This window comes from Bradyrhizobium sp. USDA 241 (assembly GCF_049739505.1).
GTDB classification, from domain to species: domain Bacteria; phylum Pseudomonadota; class Alphaproteobacteria; order Rhizobiales; family Xanthobacteraceae; genus Bradyrhizobium; species Bradyrhizobium liaoningense.
This window is the reverse complement of sequence record NZ_JBMGPZ010000005.1, coordinates 2,854,031-2,873,336: the sequence shown is the minus strand read 5'-3', so window position 1 is coordinate 2,873,336 and position 19,306 is coordinate 2,854,031. Positions and strand designations below refer to the sequence as shown.

The 19,306-nt window shown below is 63.7% G+C and carries 20 protein-coding genes and 3 pseudogenes; 12 read left to right on the top strand and 11 right to left on the bottom strand.

Features of this window, described 5'->3' with window-relative positions:
* Nucleotides 1–166: 166 nt before the first annotated feature.
* From ABIF91_RS35750 to ABIF91_RS35725, 6 genes and pseudogenes are all read right to left on the bottom strand, one after another.
* A complete protein-coding gene (locus ABIF91_RS35750; protein ID WP_028181965.1) occupies nt 167–871 on the bottom strand; it encodes a hypothetical protein in 705 nt (234 codons plus the stop codon).
* Nucleotides 872–1,125: 254 nt separating this feature from the next.
* On the bottom strand, nt 1,126–1,275 hold the full coding sequence (locus tag ABIF91_RS35745) for a hypothetical protein (RefSeq protein WP_007609497.1): 150 nt from the start codon (nt 1,273–1,275) through the stop codon (nt 1,126–1,128).
* A 71-nt stretch (nt 1,276–1,346) separates the two neighbouring features.
* Nucleotides 1,347–2,168, bottom strand: coding sequence for a tetratricopeptide repeat protein (locus ABIF91_RS35740; protein ID WP_028181964.1), 822 nt, complete (start codon nt 2,166–2,168; stop codon nt 1,347–1,349).
* Nucleotides 2,169–2,200: 32 nt separating this feature from the next.
* Nucleotides 2,201–2,868 (bottom strand): annotated as a pseudogene (locus ABIF91_RS35735) (substrate-binding domain-containing protein).
* 18 nt (nt 2,869–2,886) lie between these two features.
* Complete coding sequence (locus ABIF91_RS35730) at nt 2,887–3,588, bottom strand: GrlR family regulatory protein (RefSeq protein WP_028181963.1); 702 nt, start codon at nt 3,586–3,588, stop codon at nt 2,887–2,889.
* A 195-nt stretch (nt 3,589–3,783) separates the two neighbouring features.
* On the bottom strand, nt 3,784–4,818 hold the full coding sequence (locus ABIF91_RS35725; protein ID WP_035672635.1) for a glutamine synthetase beta-grasp domain-containing protein: 1,035 nt from the start codon (nt 4,816–4,818) through the stop codon (nt 3,784–3,786).
* Nucleotides 4,819–5,361: 543 nt separating this feature from the next.
* Here ABIF91_RS35725 and ABIF91_RS35720 point away from each other — a divergent pair.
* The gene (locus tag ABIF91_RS35720; protein ID WP_028181961.1) at nt 5,362–5,565 is read left to right on the top strand and encodes a DUF2735 domain-containing protein; all 204 of its coding nucleotides are present in this window, start codon (nt 5,362–5,364) and stop codon (nt 5,563–5,565) included.
* Between the two features lie 146 nt (nt 5,566–5,711).
* On the opposite strand, the gene ABIF91_RS35715 is transcribed toward ABIF91_RS35720, so the two are convergent.
* Nucleotides 5,712–5,846 carry a hypothetical protein gene (locus ABIF91_RS35715; protein ID WP_424579669.1) on the bottom strand — a complete coding sequence of 45 codons (135 nt, stop codon included), beginning with the start codon at nt 5,844–5,846 and terminating at the stop codon, nt 5,712–5,714.
* 188 nt (nt 5,847–6,034) lie between these two features.
* On the opposite strand from ABIF91_RS35715, the pseudogene ABIF91_RS35710 reads away from it, so the two are divergent.
* From ABIF91_RS35710 to ABIF91_RS35695, 4 genes and pseudogenes are all read left to right on the top strand, one after another.
* A pseudogene (locus tag ABIF91_RS35710) lies at nt 6,035–6,688 on the top strand (IS1380-like element ISBdi2 family transposase); the annotation flags it as partial.
* A 63-nt stretch (nt 6,689–6,751) separates the two neighbouring features.
* Entirely contained in the window at nt 6,752–7,978 is a 1,227-nt protein-coding gene (locus ABIF91_RS35705) for an IS256 family transposase (protein ID WP_038960272.1), read from the top strand.
* On the top strand, nt 7,912–8,748 hold the full coding sequence (locus ABIF91_RS35700; RefSeq protein ID WP_424579668.1) for an IS1380 family transposase: 837 nt from the start codon (nt 7,912–7,914) through the stop codon (nt 8,746–8,748). Before ABIF91_RS35705 ends, ABIF91_RS35700 begins: the two co-directional genes overlap by 67 nt.
* A gap of 225 nt (nt 8,749–8,973) precedes the next feature.
* Nucleotides 8,974–9,717, top strand: a complete 744-nt coding sequence (locus ABIF91_RS35695; RefSeq protein ID WP_424579667.1) for a tyrosine-protein phosphatase — start codon at nt 8,974–8,976, stop codon at nt 9,715–9,717.
* On the opposite strand, the gene ABIF91_RS35690 is transcribed toward ABIF91_RS35695, so the two are convergent.
* Complete coding sequence (locus tag ABIF91_RS35690; RefSeq protein WP_028182082.1) at nt 9,718–10,467, bottom strand: SGNH/GDSL hydrolase family protein; 750 nt, start codon at nt 10,465–10,467, stop codon at nt 9,718–9,720.
* Between the two features lie 120 nt (nt 10,468–10,587).
* Here ABIF91_RS35690 and ABIF91_RS35685 point away from each other — a divergent pair, with 120 nt between their 5' ends.
* The 3 genes from ABIF91_RS35685 to ABIF91_RS35675 all read left to right on the top strand — a co-directional run bounded on the left by ABIF91_RS35685 (nt 10,588) and on the right by ABIF91_RS35675 (nt 12,452).
* Nucleotides 10,588–11,268, top strand: a complete 681-nt coding sequence (locus ABIF91_RS35685; RefSeq protein WP_028182081.1) for an SDR family oxidoreductase — start codon at nt 10,588–10,590, stop codon at nt 11,266–11,268.
* A gap of 96 nt (nt 11,269–11,364) precedes the next feature.
* Entirely contained in the window at nt 11,365–12,051 is a 687-nt protein-coding gene (locus ABIF91_RS35680; RefSeq protein ID WP_028182080.1) for a DUF2161 domain-containing phosphodiesterase, read from the top strand.
* Nucleotides 12,052–12,146: 95 nt separating this feature from the next.
* Nucleotides 12,147–12,452 carry a hypothetical protein gene (locus ABIF91_RS35675; RefSeq protein ID WP_028182079.1) on the top strand — a complete coding sequence of 102 codons (306 nt, stop codon included), beginning with the start codon at nt 12,147–12,149 and terminating at the stop codon, nt 12,450–12,452.
* An 80-nt stretch (nt 12,453–12,532) separates the two neighbouring features.
* Here ABIF91_RS35675 and ABIF91_RS35670 read toward each other — a convergent pair.
* A pseudogene (locus tag ABIF91_RS35670) lies at nt 12,533–13,139 on the bottom strand (N-acetyltransferase family protein).
* Between the two features lie 152 nt (nt 13,140–13,291).
* Nucleotides 13,292–13,690 carry a PaaI family thioesterase gene (locus tag ABIF91_RS35665; RefSeq protein WP_028182077.1) on the bottom strand — a complete coding sequence of 133 codons (399 nt, stop codon included), beginning with the start codon at nt 13,688–13,690 and terminating at the stop codon, nt 13,292–13,294.
* Between the two features lie 119 nt (nt 13,691–13,809).
* Between ABIF91_RS35665 and ABIF91_RS35660 the strand changes: the two genes are divergently transcribed.
* The 4 genes from ABIF91_RS35660 to ABIF91_RS35645 all read left to right on the top strand — a co-directional run bounded on the left by ABIF91_RS35660 (nt 13,810) and on the right by ABIF91_RS35645 (nt 18,237).
* Nucleotides 13,810–14,619 (top strand): cobalamin-binding protein, encoded by an 810-nt coding sequence (locus ABIF91_RS35660; protein WP_028182076.1) that lies wholly within the window; start codon nt 13,810–13,812, stop codon nt 14,617–14,619.
* A gap of 112 nt (nt 14,620–14,731) precedes the next feature.
* On the top strand, nt 14,732–15,955 hold the full coding sequence (locus ABIF91_RS35655; protein ID WP_424579666.1) for an IS256 family transposase: 1,224 nt from the start codon (nt 14,732–14,734) through the stop codon (nt 15,953–15,955).
* 330 nt (nt 15,956–16,285) lie between these two features.
* Complete coding sequence (locus ABIF91_RS35650) at nt 16,286–17,704, top strand: LLM class flavin-dependent oxidoreductase (protein WP_035718339.1); 1,419 nt, start codon at nt 16,286–16,288, stop codon at nt 17,702–17,704.
* Nucleotides 17,704–18,237 (top strand): flavin reductase family protein, encoded by a 534-nt coding sequence (locus tag ABIF91_RS35645; RefSeq protein ID WP_035693599.1) that lies wholly within the window; start codon nt 17,704–17,706, stop codon nt 18,235–18,237. Before ABIF91_RS35650 ends, ABIF91_RS35645 begins: the two co-directional genes overlap by 1 nt.
* A gap of 17 nt (nt 18,238–18,254) precedes the next feature.
* On the opposite strand, the gene ABIF91_RS35640 is transcribed toward ABIF91_RS35645, so the two are convergent.
* On the bottom strand, nt 18,255–19,205 hold the full coding sequence (locus ABIF91_RS35640; protein ID WP_028180725.1) for a helix-turn-helix domain-containing protein: 951 nt from the start codon (nt 19,203–19,205) through the stop codon (nt 18,255–18,257).
* Nucleotides 19,206–19,306 lie beyond the last annotated feature (101 nt).

Sequence of the window (19,306 nt, the reverse complement as noted above, 5' to 3'; positions counted from 1 at the left end):
AAGCGGCCGGCATGGCAGCTGCCCGAGCCGGCACGATATTTGCTCGCTCAAACCAAGACGAGGTCAGATGCGATGCGGTCGATGTTTCTCGATGCAATGAAGGCAGCGGTGAAGTTTCTCGCCGAGGGCGCGAGGTTCGTTCCCTACCATTGAGCGGGCGGCGGGATTACGCTCTTCGCATCAGCTTGAGCGAGGCTGCGAGGCGCAGGCTGCGCTTGCCGGCGAGCGCGATGCCTTCGAGTTCGCCGCTGTCTTCCGTGCAAGTCCCGGAGAAGCCGATACCGACCTCGTAGCCGCCGAACACAGGGTTCTCCCCTTTCGCCGGCGTGTGCTCCTGGTTCAGCATCTCGCCCTTCCAGCGGCCGTCCGCCGAGGAATAGGAGCCGAGATAGTAGAAGAACGCATCGCCGCCGAGGATGCGGCCATCGATCAGGAGCATCACGCCGGACAGTCCGGCATCGACCCCGTCGAGCGCGCGCAGGCTCATCCCATAGAGTCCGTTGACGATGCCGCCCGGCCCAATCGTGCCGCTCGCCGGCAGCGCCCCATCATCAAGCCGCGTGAGATTGGCCCAGAATCTGGCGCTCGGCATGGTATTCGCGCCGCCCTCGAGACGGATCTGGTTGCCGTAGAGCCGGCCGCGCGCCCCGATCGAGGCGACATCGGCTCCGAGCAGCGGCTTGTAGTTTGGATCGTGGTTATGCCGCTCGGTGATGACCTCGGCGATGATCTCACCGTCGCGCTCGACATAGGTGCCAAGATGCGCAAAGCCCGAATTGCCGCCCAGCATCTTGCCGTCATGCAGGCACATGATGCTGCAGCCGAACGCATCGTTCACGCCGTATTCAACCTTGTAGAGCCCGTCCAGCAACGCCTGAACCCGCAAAATGGAAAAAGGAATGCGGGCTACCTAGCATCGTCGCCGCATTGAAGCCACCGGCTTTTCCGCGCAGGGCCGATCCCGGAACGCTCGCCCGCCACGGTGCCAGTATGCCCCTGTTTTGCGCGACGGGTCAAATCGATTTCGCAAAATCAGCAGCCCTGTGATTTCAGTGGCTTGGCTACTGTGCATGGGGTTGTTTTGCGACTTTTTGCGTCCGGCGCGCGGAAAAGGCCCTTCACGCGTCAATGGCGCTTGAAGTACTGCACCTCGCGCTCGTGCTTCTCGGCGGCTGCACGGCTCTTGAACGTACCGAGGTTGCGACGCTTGCCGGTCTTCGGATTCACCTTGCGTGAATAGAGGCGGTATTCGCCCGATGCCAGTTTGCGGATCATGATCGCGCTCCGTTTTGTCCGGACGTCAACGACGTACGCGCGAACCGGGTTCCGTCAGGTCCCGGCTCTGCTCAGAAGCACAACGTGGTGACGAGCTTGCCCTGCTTGTCCTTGATCGCATAGGGACAGCGAATGCGCTCCAGCGCCTTCTTGGCGTCCTCGTCGCCGAGCGCCGCGGCGCGCTCGTAATAGGCCTTCGCGACGTCCTTGTCCTTGGGACCGCCGCGGCCTTCCTGCGCGAAGGCGCCCATCCGCTCCAATGCGCCGGGATGGTTTTGTGCCGCCGCCTTCTCGAACAGCGCACGCGCCGCGACGTCGTCCTTCGCACCACCCGTGCCTTCGGAGAGCATCAGGCCGAGCTGGTACTGCGCTTCCGCGTTGGTCTCGGCAGCCTTGCCGAGCAGCGCGCGCGCCTGCGCGGGATCGGCTGGCGCGGCGCCACCTGCGCCGCCGAGCGCGGCGAGATTGCTGACGCCACGGGGGTTGCCGGCCTGCGCCGCCTTCTCGAACAGCTTTCGCGCCTGCGCCTCGTCCTTGGCAACGCCCGCGCCGGTGGCATAGGCCACGCCGAGTTCGACCATGGCCGCGCTCGATCCCTTGTCGGCGGCCTTGCGCCAGGCCGCGATCGCCTCCGCCGTCTGCCGGTTCGCCGAATAGGCGCGGCCGAGCGCGAACATTGCGCGCCGCGAGGATGGCGCGGCCTGCTTGCAGAACCTGACCGCGGTTGCAATGTCGGAGGCCGCAATCTCCGCCACGCCCTTCACGTCGGCCGGCTTGTCGGGATCGCTGGGATCGGCGGCGACCCGGTCGCACAGAACGAGGTCGGCCGATTGCGCCTGCGCCGTCAGGGGCACGGCGAGCGCGAACAGCATGGCAAGGAGGTAAGTCCGCATGGTCATCACGTTGCGTCCCCGTCCCGGCAAATTCAAGGCTCGAGTCCTGATTGGCGCAGCACGGGCACGACATCAGGCGATGCCAGATAGCGCAGCAGCCGGTCGGCAGCGTCGGCATGTTTCGCGTTCGTCATGCGGCCGGCGGAGAACACGGCCGGCGTCTGCAAATCGTGCGGGATCGGGCCGACGACCTCGATGCCGCCAACCTGCTTCAGCTCGCTGATCTGCTGCACGGCGAGGTCCGCCTCGCCGGTCACGAGCCGCTCCGCCGTGAATCCCTGCTCGACGATGGTGGCCCTGGCGTTGATCTCGGCCGCGATCCCCATCCGCACGATCAGCTTGGCGAAGTACACGCCGCTCGCCCCGAGCCGCGAATAGGCGACGGACCGCGCTGCGAGCAGGGTTGTGCGCAGCGCCGCTTCGCTGCCTGCCCGGCCCGCACGGCGATGCCGACGAAGGACCGTGCCAGATCGGCCGCACTGCCGGCAATCACGCGCCCCTCGCCGATCATCTCGTCGAGCCCCTCGCGGGTGAGGATGACGAGGTCTGCGGCCGCGCCCTCGCGCAACCGCTTGAGCAGCGCCAGGGTCGGTGCGAAATCGGCCTCGACATGGATGCCGGTTGCAGTCTCGAAGGCCGAGGACAGGCTGCGCATCGCGCCCATCAGGCCAAGCGTCGAGAGCAGACGAACGTTTTCCATGAGCAGTTCCTGGCGCGATCAGGCGCGATGCATCAGCTTGAGCGCGGCGGTCAGGCGCAGGCTGCGCTTGCCGGCAAGCGCTGTCGCCTCGAGCACCGCCTGCTCCGCATCGTAGCTGCCGGAGAAGCCGATGCCGACCTCGTGGCCGCCGAAGATCGGATCGTCCTTGGCCGGCGTGTGCTCCTGGTTGAGAATCTGGCCCTTCCAGCGGCCCTTCGCGGCGGTGTAGCTGCCGAGATAATGGAACGACGCGTCGCCGCCGAGGATGCGGCCCTGATTGAGCAGCATCACGCCGGTGAGGCCGCCGTCGAGACCGTCGAGCATCCGCAGATGGATCGAGTAGAGACCGTTGGCGATGCCGGCCTCGCCGACGCCGCCGGCGATCGGCACTTCGTCATCCGTGATCGGCGTCATCACCGACTGGAACGGCACGCCGGGCAGCTCCTTCAGCTCGCCCTTGAAGCGATAGAGATCGCCGTCCGCCCAGCCCTTCGCGATCAAGGTCGCATCGTCCGTGCCCGCCATGGCGCGGTAGCTCGGATCCGGGTTATGGCGGACGGTGCTGATCACGACGTCCACGCCCTCGCCGGTCTTCACGTAGGTGCCGATATGCGCGAAGGCCGAATTGCCGCCGAGCATCTTGCCGTCGCCGGCATGCATCACGCTCCGGCCGACGGTATCGCCGAGCTGAAATCTCACCTTGTAGAAGCCTTCAAACACCAGCCGTGTCCCCGGCCCTGCGCGCATCCTGGGCCACTCTATCCCGCTTTCGGCGGCAATGGACAAGTTTCGCAAAGCGGAGGTCGGCAGACACGGAAACGGCCGTCATTCAAACGCAAAAATCCGCCGGAGCCTTGCAGCTCCGGCGGATTGAGACCAACCCGGGCCAGCCCCCCAGCCCGGGCCGGGAGGATCTTAGGCCGCGGCCTTCTTGTCGGTCGGCACGGACGCGATCGTCTTCAGGATCTGCGAAGCGATCTGGTAGGGGTCGCCTTGCGAGTTCGGACGGCGATCTTCCAGATAGCCCTTGTAGCCGTTGTTGACGAAGGAGTGCGGAACGCGGATCGACGCGCCGCGGTCGGCAACGCCGTAGCTGAACTTGTTCCACGGCGCGGTCTCGTGCTTGCCGGTCAGACGCTTGTCGTTGTCCGGGCCGTAGACGGCGATGTGGTCCATCAGGTTCTTGTCGAAGGCGGCCATCAGGGCTTCGAAATACTCCTTGCCGCCGACCGTGCGCATGTACTCGGTCGAGAAGTTGGCGTGCATGCCGGAGCCGTTCCAGTCGGTGTCGCCGAGCGGCTTGCAGTGGAACTCGATGTCGATGCCGTACTTCTCGGTGAGGCGCAGCATCAGGTAGCGGGCCATCCACATTTCGTCGGCGGCCTTCTTGGAGCCCTTGCCGAAGATCTGGAATTCCCACTGGCCCTTGGCGACTTCCGCGTTGATGCCTTCGTGGTTGATGCCAGCAGCAAGGCAGAGGTCGAGATGCTCTTCGACGATCTTGCGGGCGACGTCGCCGACGTTGGAGTAGCCGACGCCGGTGTAGTACGGGCCCTGCGGCGCCGGATAACCCGAGGCCGGGAAGCCGAGCGGACGGCCGTCCTTGTAGAAGAAGTACTCCTGCTCGAAGCCGAACCAGGCGCCGGCGTCGTCCAGGATGGTGGCGCGCTTGTTGGACGGATGCGGGGTCTTGCCGTCGGGCATCATGACTTCGCACATCACGAGCACGCCGTTGGTGCGCGCGGCGTCCGGAAACACGGCGACCGGCTTCAGCACGCAATCGGAGCTGTGGCCTTCGGCCTGCTGGGTGGAGGAGCCATCGAAGCCCCAGAGCGGAAGCTGCTCGAGCGTCGGGAACGACGCGAATTCCTTGATCTGAGTTTTGCCGCGCAAATTCGGAGTCGGCGTATATCCGTCGAGCCAGATGTACTCGAGCTTGTACTTGGTCATTGAGCCTCTCTGTAGATGATGCGAAAGGTTGGGGGCCTGGAGGCCCCCGCACGTTTTGTACCCGGCCATCATCGGCCGGTGCTTCCCGAGCATTTTACGTGCCAAGAAGCCGCAGGTACGGGCGGTTTTCCACCGCGGGACCCGCTCTCCGCGCCAGTGACGACTCATCCACGACCCTGTGCGTCATAGCCGCGCACCCCTCACGCAAAGCTGCACCGCAAAAATCCCGCGGAAACGCCCGATTCTGGAGCAGCCAGAGTCGCCCCGCAGGTTGCCGACTAAACGCGCATCAACGTCCGGCAATTTTCGCAAACTATCTGACCCCTGCCCCGCAACCTTCGGAATGGCCCATGCGTTGGTCAGCAGGATCGTGCCTTAGAGGGTGCAGAAGGCTGCCTGCCCACAAATTGGGCGGAAACTGATTTCCTTTTCAGCACTTTCCAATCCGGGAAGGGCGGCCGATATGGGCATTCAGTAACCACAATCGAACGAGTCGGGCGCACCATGGAGGGCCAATGGCGCTTCGACCAAGGAGAAATCGCAATGATGAACAATGGTCTGAGTCACGGATCTGCGCAGATCTACCAATTCCCTGTCGGCGGCCGTGCGGCCCTCGGGGGACGCCGTTATGGCGAGACCCGCTTTCCCGCCGATCACGCCGCGCTGCCCTCGAACGTCTCGATCTGCAGCGACAGCTGGTATCACCAGGATGCGGTCGACGAAGCCAAGCCGAAATGGGATCGCTGATGCCCACGGCCTGTTTGTTACCGCCGCGCCCTCGCAAGCGCCCGGCGGCAGTTTGAAAAGGGTCGAAACAACGAAGTTTCGGCCTTTTTTGATTCTTGCACGAGCGATGCCGTTTCAAGTCACTCCGCAGGCCATGACCGGCCGCTTCAGGTGCTTGACTGTAGCCCCGTCTTCCCGATGGTCAGCGTGATACCGGCCCCCGAATAGCGCACGCCAGCAACCGCCGACCGCTTGGCGAGCGTGACGGCTTCGCCGTCGATCTGAAGAAAGGCGCGCAGCAAATTCCGCCCGCCAGCATGGTGACCGCCAAAAGAATGGCCTTGTGGCAGCCCATGATCGCCCCCTCTAGCCCGTCTTATTCGTAAGAGTGCGCCTGAGGGCTGGCGAGCGTGGTGTAAAGCGCTGATGCGGCGTAGGATTCGGTTGCGAAGCCACCCCATCACCTTCAACCGCGAACGCCACGCCCGCCATGACCGACGATACGATTCCGCCCTTCTCGTTTCCAGCCGTTCACGCCAAGAAAGTCACAGCTGCCTTCGATGGCGGTCGCCTGACCTCGAACGGGGGCGTGATGCTTCTGGCGATGGCCGAGCGGCGTCTCGGCTTGGCCGACAATCTGGCCCGGGTGTTCCCGGATCGGCGCGATCCGACGCGGGTCGTGCACAGCCTTGTCGATATGTTCCGCGCGCGCATGTTCGCGATCTGCTGCGGCTACGAGGACGCCGACGACCTCGATCATCTGCGGTCCGATCCCGCATTCAAGCTGGCCTGCGGACGGCTGCCGGACACGGGCCGCGATCTGTGTTCCCAACCGACGCTGTCGCGGCTGGAGAATGCTCCGCGCCTGCGCGACGTGATCCGACTGACCTACATTTTGGTCGACGCATGGATGGATAGCTACCCGCGCGAGCCGGCATCCGTCACGCTCGACATCGATGATACCTGCGATGTCGTCCACGGCCATCAGCAGCTCTCGCTGTTCAACGCTCATTATGACGAACGCTGCTTCCTGCCGATCCACGTCTACGACACGGAGAAGAGCCGTCCCGTGGCGGTCGTGCTGAGGCCCGGCAAGACGCCGGGCGGCGTCGAGGTGCGTGCCCTTCTGCGCCGCCTGGTACGGCGAGGGTGTCAGTAACTCGGTGTAAGATGGTTTCTGTGAGTTTACCTTTGACAGGAGACTCACATGGCTACGGATTTTTCACCTGAGATTTTGGACCAGCTTCTTGCCGGGGGCAGCCTCAAGCCAGAAGACTTAGCCGGCGAAGACGGGCTTTTCAGACGACTGAAGAAGGCGCTTCTGGAGCGCGCACTGGGTGCGGAGCTGACCCACCACCTTGGCTATGAGAAGGGCGACCCGGCGGGCCGCGGGTCGGGCAACAGCCGCAACGGCACAAGCAGCAAAGCGCTGTTGACGGACGACGGCGAGATCGAGATCGAGGTGCCGCGCGACCGCGCCGGCACGTTCGAACCGGTGATCGTCGCGAAGGGCCAGACCCGCTTCGACGGCTTCGACGAGAAGATCATCAGTCTCTACGGGCGGGGCATGACGGTACGGGAGATCCAGGGCCATCTGGCCGAGCTCTACGGCACCGAGGTGTCCCCCGATCTGATCAGCAAGGTCACCGACGCGATTCTCGACGAGGTCCGCGAATGGCAGAGCCGGCCGCTGGAAGCGATCTATCCGGTGGTCTTCTTCGACGCGCTCAGGGTCAAGATTCGCGATGAGGGGATGGTCAAGAACAAGGCAGTCTACGTCGTGCTGGGCATCACTGCATCGGGCGAGAAAGACGTGCTCGGGCTTTGGATCGAGCAAACCGAAGGCGCCAAATTCTGGCTCAAGGTCATGAACGATCTGAGGAACCGCGGCGTCGCCGACATCCTGATCGCCGTCGTCGACGGTCTGAAGGGCTTTCCCGAGGCGATCAACAGCGTCTTTCCCAAGGCGATGGTCCAGACCTGCATCGTGCATTTGATCCGCAACAGCCTATCCTTCGTGTCCTGGAAGGATCGCAAGGCGATCCTTCCCTCGATCAAGGCGATCTATCATGCCGAGAATGCCGACGCCGCTCTGCTCAGGCTCGAGGACTTCGAAGCCGAGTGGGGCAAGCGCTATCCCGCGATCGGGGCGGCCTGGCGCCGGGCGTGGGAGCACGTCATTCCGTTCTTCGCCTTCGCGCCGGAGATACGCAAAATGATCTATACCACCAACGCGGTCGAGGCGCTGAACCGTTCGCTGCGCAAGATCATCAAAACACGCGGCAGCTTCCCCAACGACGAGGCGGCGATGAAGCTGCTTTACCTCGCCATCAGAAATGCCGGCATCCATTGGCGACGACCGGTTGCATGGACGGCCGCAATGGGCCAGTTTGCCATCCAGTTCGGCGAGCGCTTTGCAGGCTCAGCGGACTGACCCCATGGGGTCAGTCCGCTGACCCCGCAAACCCCTCACAGAGACGCTCTTACACAAAACTTCTGACACTCCCGGTACGGCATATCCGCACGCGGTGGCACAACACGCGAATTACGTTCCGTGGCGACGGGCACTATGCCCGGCCGGAGGCCATGGCGTGGTGCGAGACCAACGGCATCGACTACATCTTCGGTCTGTCCGGCACCAAGCCTCTCGCCAGAAAAGTCGACGAGGTCGCCGACGACATCCGCACCCGACGCGCCATCGAGAACCTGCCGGTTCTGCGTGGCTATACCGAGACGCGCCACAAGGCAAAGTCCTGGGATCGCGAACGGCGCACCGTCGCCCGTATTGAGGCGACGATGCTCGGCCTCGACATCCGTTTCGTCGTCACCAGCCTCGATGTCGGCTCGGCCGAGTGGATCTACGACAGCCTGTATTGCGCGCGCGGCCAAGCCGAGAATCTGATCAAGCTGCATAAGACGCAGCTCGCCTCCGACCGCACCAGCTGCCGTTCGGCGCTCGCCAACCAGGTCCGTCTCGTGCTCCATACGGCCGCTTATTGGCTGATGCTGACCGTGCGCGACGCCATTCCCAAAGTCCGGGAATTGGCCGCTGCCGAGTTCGCGACGCTGCGTCTTCGGCTCTTGAAAATCGCCGCCCGTGTCGTCGAGACCACGAGCCGCATTCGCCTTGCGTTTGCCGCGGCATGTCCCGAAGCCGACCTGATCTGCGGCTTGCCCGGCGCGCTGCTGCCGCTCGGTCCTTGACCGGCGGGGCGTCCGCCCCCGTTCGCCCAACCCATCCCTCAAGCGCGTTGCAAAGTACCGGTCGTCAGGCGGCGAAAAGCCGAAGGCAATCCTGTGCGCCTCGTCAGACAAGATGTGCGGCCGCATCAATCGGGCCCAAAAGCCGCACTCTCACGAATAGGACGGGCTAGTAGCCCTCGAGAACGCCCGTCATGCGTCCAATGGAACATAACCCAAGCTGATCTGATGTCAGACTCCCCTGCCCGCCATCTCGCCCTGCAAGGCGCCAGCAATTTTCGCGATCTCGGCGGCTATCCGACCACCGATGGCCGCATCACGCGCTGGCGGCACATCTTCCGCTCCAATCATCTCGGCCAGCTCACCGCAGCCGACGTCGAGATCGTCCGCGCGCTGGGCGTCAGAAGCGCATTCGATTTCCGCGGCCTGGAGGAGCGCGCAGCCGGCATCTGCGTCGTGAACGAGATCACGGTGCATTCGCTGCCGATCGAGCCGACCGTCGTCGCCGCGCTGCGCGCGGAGCTTGCCCGGGGCACGCTCACCGCGCCTGTGGCGCTCGAGCTCATGCGCGAGTCCTACCGGAACTATGTTCGCCACAACACGCACTGCTTTCGCGCGCTGTTCGGCCATTTGCTGGAAGACCGTGCGCCGCTGGTGATCCACTGCACCGCCGGCAAGGACCGCACCGGCTTCGCCAGCGCGCTGATCCTGCATGCGCTGGGCGTGCCCGACGACGTCATTGCCGAGGACTACCTCTTGACCAACCGCCACTACAGGCGCGCCCCGTCGAACGCTTCCGATCTCCCCACTGATGTTCTCGACGCGATCGGCAGCGTCGAGGCCTCGTATTTGGCCGCCGCTTTCGAAGCGGTCGGCAGCGAATACGGCGATCTCGAAACCTATTTGCGCGACGGGCTCAAGCTCGGCACGGCAGAGCGCACCGCACTGAAGGAGCGTTATCTGCAGGCGTGATCAGGGCTTCACTCCGGCCGATAACCAGCCGGCCGACATGGTCGCATCGGTGATCGCCTGACACAACGCTTTGGAAACCTGGAGCGTGCTCCAGTCGCTCTGATGAAGCATGTCGGGCCGATCGGTTGGATCGAGCAACTGCTCGAATGACGCGCCGTTCTGCACATGCCAATGCCGCATCAAGGCCCAACGCTGAAACAGATTCACCCTTGCGGCCTTTCCGATCTCGCGGATCGCCAGCACGATCTTCTCCGAGAGTTCGGCCTTTTCGTCGCGAAGCATGGCGGTCACGTATTGCGGATCAATCAGCACGACGTCCATCGGAGGCTCGCGCGACTGAAGCAATTGCTGCACCCCTTCGGTGATCGCGTCGACGACATCCTTGAACTTGTACTGGTCGTCGTGAAACACAGCGTTGGTTCCGACCTGCCAGAGCACCAGCGAGGGGGTATCGCGAAAGATGTCGGCCTCGAAGCGCTTGAGTTCTTGCGGCGCCTCCTCCCCACCCTTGCCACGGTTCAATACGTCGATCCGTACGTTCGGTAACTGTTCTGCGTAGTGCCGCCTTAGATACATTTCGAGACGATAAGGGTAAGGCACAACGTCCTCTCGCCCTGCCGTCGAAGACGAACCCATCGCCACGATACGAACGGGCCCCTGTCCGCGCAGCGCGTCGAAGAAACTGCGCAGCGGATGCTCAAGCTTGATGATGCCTTGGGGAAAGTCCACGGCCGGCAGACTCTCGCACATATCAGGCCCCTCCCGCCATCCAAGGTTGCAGCGACCATTCAGCCTTGACGCCGCCGCCATTGCAAGTCCAATTCGGACCGCGCAATAGTCGGCGCAGTTTTCGACGGACGGAGAAGCACCGTGCAGGGAAAAGTCATCATCGTGACCGGCGCGCTCGGCGCACTCGGCAAGGTCGTTGCCGAGGCCGCGCAGTCGCGCGGCGCGCGGATCGCCGGCATCGATCACGCGCCCTCGCAACTGTCAGCGACGCCCGAACGCATCGAGATCGGCGGTGTCGACCTGTCCGACGCAGCGCAAGCGAAGAACGCCGTCGATGCGGCCGCACAGCATTTCGGCCGGCTCGATGCGCTGATCAACATTGCCGGCGGCTTCGCCTTCGAAACCATCGGCGACGGCGACATGAAAACGTGGCAGCGCATGCATGCGCTCAACGTGCTCACCGCGCTCAACGCCTCGCGCGCGGCGCTGCCGCAGCTCGCCGCGTCCAAGGCCGGCCGCATCGTCAATATCGGCGCGATGGGTGCGCTCCAGGCGGGCAGCGGCATGGGGCCCTATGCGGCCTCGAAGGCCGGCGTGCATCGCCTCACCGAGGCGCTCGCCAACGAATGGAAAGGCAAGGTCACCGTGAATGCCGTGCTGCCCTCGATCATCGACACCGCGGCCAATCGCGCGGACATGCCGAAGGCCGATTTCTCCAAATGGGTGACGCCGCAGGAGCTCGCCGAGGTCATCCTGTTCCTCGCCAGCGACGCCGCGAGCGGCGTCACCGGTGCGCTGATTCCGGTGGGTGGACGGGTGTGATTGCGCTTTGATCGGATCGCCCGAACACCGGCTTGATTCAATCGGAGACGAGAAGGCACTAGACTAGCCGCAACTGATTCTGCGATCGGAACTCCCTTGGAAACCGCGCTATACCTGCCCGTCAAACGCTTCCTCGAAGAGCTTGGCTTCACGGTCAAGGGCGAGATCGGCGGCTGCGATCTCGTCGGTCTCAGCGCCGGTGATCCGCCGGTCGTGGTCATCGGCGAGCTCAAGCTTGCCTTCAATCTCGAGCTGATCCTGCAGGCGGTCGACCGCGCGCCGTCCGGCGACGAGGTCTGGATCGCGGCGAAGATGTCGGTGCGCGGCAAGGGACGCGAGAGCGATGCGCGCTACCGCAATCTCTGCCGCCGTCTCGGCTTCGGCATGCTCGGGGTGACCGATCGCGGCCAGGTCGAGGTGTTGGTGAAGCCGCCGACCGCGGCGCCGCGCCGCGAGCCGAAGGTGCGCTCGCGCCTCGTCGCCGAGCATCAGCGGCGCCAGGGTGATCCCGTGCTCGGCGGCAGCACCCGCGCACCGATCATGACGGCCTATCGGCAGCAGGCACTCGCCTGCGCGTCGGCGCTTGCCGAGGGCCCGAAGCGCGTGCGCGAGTTGCGCGAACGCTGTCCCGATGCCGGCAAGATCTTGCTTAACAATGTGTATGGCTGGTTCGAACGCACTGAGCGGGGAATTTACCGGCTCACCGACGCCGGAGACGCAGCTCTGAAACGCTGGCCTCAGCAACGGGTAGAGGTCGTTGGAGGTGCTGTGTCACCGCCATGACACCCGAACGGTGCATAGCTGAGCTGCCACGCCGATTTCATATTGCAATGCAACATTCAGGGCACTAGGTATCCCGGCATCAAAACGAGGCCGTTATGAGCGCAGACTGGAACACCAAATATGGCACGCGGCGCGTGCGCCACGATCCGCCTACCCTGGATGAGGCGATCTTCGCCGCCGTTGGCATCACCGACGATCAGGCGCAGCAGGCCGAGATCGCCGCAGCCTTGATGGGAATGCCGCTCGACGTCGTCCAGGCCGAGGTGAAGAAGCAGGCCCGCACCAACAGCCGCATCACTGCCACGCGCGTCATCGCCGGCGAACAGGGCGCGCAGCGCTCCGTGGTGGTCGAACGCCGCGTCGTCCGCCGTTTCGGCAACGACAAGCGCACCGGCACCTGAGCGTTCATTTCACCACCCAGAATACGAAAGCGGACCGGCCGTGCCGGTCCGCTTTTTGATTCGTATCCGTTGCCTTTAGGCTATGCGGCGCGACTGCCGTACATGCTCGAGATCAGCTTCCAGCAAGTGCTGTTGAAGCTGAGAAGAGCGCGCCCGGCCGTGAATGGCGAGGCCGCGAGATCGGCGAGCTCAGCCTCAGGCGTCTTGGCGAGATCGATCGTACCGGTCGATTCGCCCTGGCGGAAAGCCAGATACGCCCCGAACTTCCTGGCGAGCGCTCGCATCGCGTGATTCTCGGCACCAGTGGTGATGCGCAGCTGCTTGTAGCCTTTCCAGCGCGCCTCCGCGATCAGGCGGCGGAACAGCACTGTGCCGACACCCTGGCGGCGCGCAGACGCTTCCACGCTGAAGGCGACTTCGGGCAGGCAATCATCTTCCGGCGGATGTAGTTCGGCCGCGCCGCGGACCACGCCGTCGACGATATAGGCAACGATCACGGTGCCGTCCTCGGCGCAGCGGGCGGCGTAACGCTCGATGAAGCTATCGTCGAGAAAGCCCGTTGAAACGGTCGTGTCGGCTGCCGGCATCGAGCCTCAGCAGATGATCACGCAGGAGCGGCAGTTCTTCCTGCTGGATCAAGGTCCGTACATAGCCGGGAGCGGTGCGGACAGTCTCTTCAAGTACCACGTCAGAACTCCTCTTGGTGTCCCTCGAGGAGGCGTTCGAATCCCTAGGCCTCCTATATTATGCATCGCACCATAATTTTCAAGACGGACACCTGCCCAAGTTAGAGGCAGCGGGAGCGACTAATTCGTTAATGAAATCAAACTCCCGTAGTCTCACAGGACCAGCTGCGTCTGGGTCACCACGGCGACCAGCTTGCCGTCCTCGGTTTCCAGCCGGGTGGTCCAGATCTGGGTCCGTCGGCCACGATGAACCGGAGTGGCCGTGGCGATGACTGTGGTTCCCTCCTTAGCCCCGCCGATGAAATTGGTCTTGCTCTCCAGCGTGGTCGTGCCCTTGGCGTCCTCAGGCAGGTTGATCACGGTCGCCGCCGCGCCGACGGAATCGGCCAGCGCCATCACTGCCCCGCCATGGATGGTGTGGTGAAGCGTGCAGAGATCGGGCCGGACCGTCATCCGCGCCACCACGCGATCCTTCTCGGCCTCGACAAACTCGACGCCCTTGAGCTCGGCGAACGGCATCTTCATCGCTTTAAGTTTCTCGAGCGGCGTCATCACATCTCCTCCCAATTTGTTGTGCTTTCAGGGTGAATTGCTTCGCGCGGCAAAGCAATGACGTCCGAGGTAATGGCCATGCTGACATCGGCGCCCGCATTTGCGCATATGCTCCTCCCATGCGCCACTTCCCGCCCCGCCGCATCGTCTGCCTGACCGAAGAGACGGTCGAAACGCTCTACCTGCTCGGCGAGCAGGATCGCATCGTCGGCGTCTCCGGCTACGCCGTCCGCCCACCGCAGGTGCGGCGCGAGAAGCCTCGGGTGTCGGCCTTCGTGTCGGCGGACATCCCGAAGATTCTGGCATTGGAACCGGACCTCGTACTGGCCTTCTCCGATCTCCAGGCCGGGATCGTCGCCGACCTCGTCCGCGCCGGCATCGATGTGCACGTCTTCAATCAGCGCGACGTCGCCGGAATCTTGGCGATGATCCGCACGCTGGGTGCGCTGGTTGACGCCGCCGGGCGCGCGGAAGACCTCGCGCAAGGCTTGGGGCGGCGCGTCGCGGCGATCGCAGCTACGCCCCGCCCCTCGCCTCGACCAAGGGTCTATTTCGAGGAATGGGACGATCCGTTGATCTCGGGCATCGGCTGGGTGTCCGAGTTGATCGAGATCGCTGGGGGCGCGGATGTCTTCCCGGAACTGCGGCATCGGCAGGCGGCAAAGGATCGCATCGTTTCGGCGGAGGCGGTGCGCGAGGCCGCACCTGACGTCATCCTCGCCTCTTGGTGCGGCAAGAAGGTCGCCCCTGCCCGTATGCGTGCGCGCAATGGCTGGAGCGACATCCCCGCCGTGCGCAACGGCCGCATCGTCGAGATCAAGTCGCCGATCATATTGCAGCCGGGACCGGCGGCACTGACGGACGGCCTCGAGGCAATCGTGACGGCGTTGTGGGGGACACACTCGAGCCTGTCTAACCCGCCGTCCTGAGGTGTGAACTGCGCGGTCCGAAGCACCGTGCTGGGAGCCTCGAAGGATGCGAGGGTGTCAGTAACTCGGTGTAAGATGGTTTCTGTGAGTTTACCTTTGACAGGAGACTCACATGGCTACGGATTTTTCACCTGAGATTTTGGACCAGCTTCTTGCCGGGGGCAGCCTCAAGCCAGAAGACTTAGCCGGCGAAGACGGGCTTTTCAGACGACTGAAGAAGGCGCTTCTGGAGCGCGCACTGGGTGCGGAGCTGACCCACCACCTTGGCTATGAGAAGGGCGACCCGGCGGGCCGCGGGTCGGGCAACAGCCGCAACGGCACAAGCAGCAAAGCGCTGTTGACGGACGACGGCGAGATCGAGATCGAGGTGCCGCGCGACCGCGCCGGCACGTTCGAACCGGTGATCGTCGCGAAGGGCCAGACCCGCTTCGACGGCTTCGACGAGAAGATCATCAGTCTCTACGGGCGGGGCATGACGGTACGGGAGATCCAGGGCCATCTGGCCGAGCTCTACGGCACCGAGGTGTCCCCCGATCTGATCAGCAAGGTCACCGACGCGATTCTCGACGAGGTCCGCGAATGGCAGAGCCGGCCGCTGGAAGCGATCTATCCGGTGGTCTTCTTCGACGCGCTCAGGGTCAAGATTCGCGATGAGGGGATGGTCAAGAACAAGGCAGTCTACGTCGTGCTGGGCATCACTGCATCGGGCGAGAAAGACGTGCTCGGGCGGATCGAGCAAACCGAAGGCGCCAAATTCTGGCTCAAGGTCATGAACGATCTGAGGAACCGCGGCGTCGCCGACATCCTGATCGCCGTCGTCGACGGTCTGAAGGGCTTTCCCGAGGCGATCAACAGCGTCTTTCCCAAGGCGATGGTCCAGACCTGCATCGTGCATTTGATCCGCAACAGCCTATCCTTCGTGTCCTGGAAGGATCGCAAGGCGATCCTTCCCTCGATCAAGGCGATCTATCATGCCGAGAATGCCGACGCCGCTCTGCTCAGGCTCGAGGACTTCGAAGCCGAGTGGGGCAAGCGCTATCCCGCGATCGGGGCGGCCTGGCGCCGGGCGTGGGAGCACGTCATTCCGTTCTTCGCCTTCGCGCCGGAGATACGCAAAATGATCTATACCACCAACGCGGTCGAGGCGCTGAACCGTTCGCTGCGCAAGATCATCAAAACACGCGGCAGCTTCCCCAACGACGAGGCGGCGATGAAGCTGCTTTACCTCGCCATCAGAAATGCCGGCATCCATTGGCGACGACCGGTTGCATGGACGGCCGCAATGGGCCAGTTTGCCATCCAGTTCGGCGAGCGCTTTGCAGGCTCAGCGGACTGACCCCATGGGGTCAGTCCGCTGACCCCGCAAACCCCTCACAGAGACGCTCTTACACAAAACTTCTGACACTCCCAAGGATGCAGCCCCGATGCAGCAGCGCCGTCGCCTTCGAGGCTCGCTCGCGCTTCAGGATGACGGTCAGAGGTTTAAAGCGTTCTGCTGCTTCAAGCTCGACATCGCGAGCACATAGAATTCTTCTCGAACGCCTCACGCTCGGCTGCCCCGCTATTCCTTCCCAGCACAAAGGCCGGGCGCACATAAGCAAGACGCTCCGTCGGCCCTTCGCTAGCGTCTGATCCGACGAACCCTTCGCAACCCAGAGGCTTTTCCATGCGCAATCGTCTGATCCTCAACTGCTTCTCGATGAACGTCGTCTCCCACATCTATCACGGACTCTGGCGCCACCCCGACAGCACACAGATGCATTTCGACAAGCTCAGCACCTGGATCGAGCTGACCAAGCTCCTGGAGCAAGGCTGCTTCGATGCGTTGTTCCTCGCTGACGTCGTCGGCATCGATCCGGCCTACAAGGGATCGTGGGACACCTACATCAGGGAAGGCCTGCAGATCCCCTGCAACGATTCCGCTGCGCTCTCCGCGGTACTGATCGGCGTCACGGAAAATCTCGGTCTTACCTTCACCAGCTCCATCATGTCGGAGCACCCGTTCAGCTTTGCGCGCCGACTGTCGACGCTGGATCATCTCAGCAACGGGCGCATCGGCTGGAACATCGTCACCAGCGTCAGCCACAACGCCGCACAGAACTTCGGCTTCGACGAGATCATCCCGCATGACGAGCGCTACCGCCGCGCCGACGAGTACATGGAAGTCGTCTACAAGCTCTGGGAAGGCTCATGGGACGAAGGCGCGGTGCTTGGCGACAGGGAGAACGGCGTCTATGCCGATGCCAGCAAGATCCATCGCATCTATCATTCTGGCGAGCGCTACAGGGTGCTGGGGCCGCATCTCTGCTCCCCCTCACCGCAGCGTACGCCGGTGCTATACCAGGCCGGCGCCTCGCCGGTCGGCCAGTCCTTCGCTGCCCGCAATGCGGAAGGCACCTTCGTGCTCTATCCAACCATCGAAGGCGCGCGCAAGGGCATCGCTGCGACCCGCGCCGTCGCGGAGGCGAACGGACGGCGGCCGGAGGACCTGAAATTCATCCAGGGCTTCTCCTTCGTCGTGGGTAGCACCGAGGAAGAGGCCTGGCGCAAGTCCGATGAGATCGACAAGGGCGTGAGCTATGACGGGCTCGCCGCACATATCAGCCGGGACATGGGCATCGACCTCGGCATGCTCGACCGCGACATGCCGATCGATCAGGCCAACATCGAGGGCCTGCGCGGATTCATCAGCATGTTCGAGGCCAGCACCCCCGGCAAGAAGGCGCGCGTCCAGGACCTCGCCTACGCGCTATCCTACAACAGCCGCATCGTCGGCACGCCCGAGAGCATCGCCGACCAGCTCGAAGCCTGGCAGGATGCGGGCGTCGACGGCATCAACATGATCTGCCAGTATTTTCCGGGCTCCTATCGCGACTTCATCGAACACGTCATCCCGGTGCTTCAGAAGCGCGGCCTTGCCCAGCGCGAATACGCACCGGGCACGTTGCGCGAGAAAATGTTCCCCGGCAGCGGCGGCCGCCTGAACGACCGCCACCCCGCCTCGCGCTATCGCGGGGCCTTCAAGGGCGGCGGCGAGAAGAGCGCAGGCAGCACCGGCGTCAAGTGGCAGACGGAACGCGCCTGATGAACGAGACTGTCATGGACCGTTCAGAGCCTGGCTTCGACGCGATGTCGAGGGCCAACGCCTTCAAGTCGGGGATGCGAAGATTTGCCTCCGGCGTCGCGCTCATCACGAGCGCCGCCGCCGGACACCGCGCCGGGCTGGTTGCAACCGCGATCAGCTCGGTCAGCACGGCGCCACCGACCCTGCTGGTCTGCATCAACAGGAACGCCTCGGCGCATGAGGTCATCGATCGGTCCAAGGTCTATGCCGTCAACTTGCTGGCCGCCGCCGACCTCGACCTTGTCGACGTCTTTTCAAAATCAGCGCGCCGCGCAGAGCGGTTCACGTCCGGCGATTGGCAGACGCAGATCACGGGCGCGCCCGTGCTGGCTTCGGCGCTCGCCGCGTTCGATTGCAAGGTGGTGCAGCGGCTGGCCTGCGAGACCCACACCATCTTCCTGGGCGAGGTCCTGCAGGTCGGAATCGCGGGGCAGGACGTCGATCCCCTGCTCTACATGGACAGCGCATTCAGGCGGCTGGAGCGGGCTGCCTGACAGGACGCCGGGGCGGTTCACGCTCGCTCACTGCGATATTCCCGCGGCGTCTTTCCGAACCGCTGGCGAAATGTCCTGCTGAAATGCGAGAGGTCGTTGAAGCCCCAGCGCAAGGCGATCTCGGTCACCGTCTCGCTATCCGCCTTCTGCTTCGCGAAATCCCTGGCGCAACGCTCGAGGCGCTGCTCCAGGACGAGGCGGCCGAACGAGCGACCGCCCTCCTCCAGGACCTTGTGCAGATAGCGCACGGAGATGCCGAAATGGTCGGCGACCTTGGCCGGCGCCAGCTCGGGATCGGCGACGTTCGTCTCGATGTGAGTGACCAGGGAGGCACATAGCGCCCGCCGCGCGGAGCCCCGCGCCATCTCCTGGGTCGCCTGCGTTGCACCGAGCGATATGGCCACGAGCTCGACCATGCTGCTGCTCAGTGTTGCGCCGGTCGGCGACAGCCCCTCCACATTGCGCACGATCGACTTGAGCAGATCGATGGCGACAGTACCAATCCCGCCATTGTCGGCGACGATCGTGGCCGTCGCCTTGTCGGGATTGCGCAGCAGCGGACGCAGCAGATGCCGCGGAATCCGGAACGAGTACTGCTCCCAATCGTCACTGCAGTAGTCGTTGAGATAGGGCTCCGTCGAGTCCACGATCGAGAACTCGCCGGGATTGAGCAGCGCGGCACGGCCGCCCTGCTGCATGCAGCATTGCCCCCGGAGCTGGAGATTGAGGAAATAGACTTCCGTCGGCATGCGGCTGATCTCGGAGCGCCCGCGATAGATCTTCTGACGGCCCGACGAGATGGTGGTGACGTTGATCGTCGAAAGCGGATGGGCGGTGACATGCCCGGCAAAGCCGCCCACCGCGGGCTCGCGCACCGGATTGAGCGCGATATAGGCCTCGCAGAGGACCTCTCTCCAATAGCTGAACTGATCGCGCTCGGGCAGATCGTTCGTGGTCCAGGTCTCCATGGCAAATCCTCGACACAGTGACACTGTATCTGAAAAAGCACTTTCCATGCCAGAACAGCATCAGCACGCAGCACAAACATTCGGCAACGGATGAGACAGAA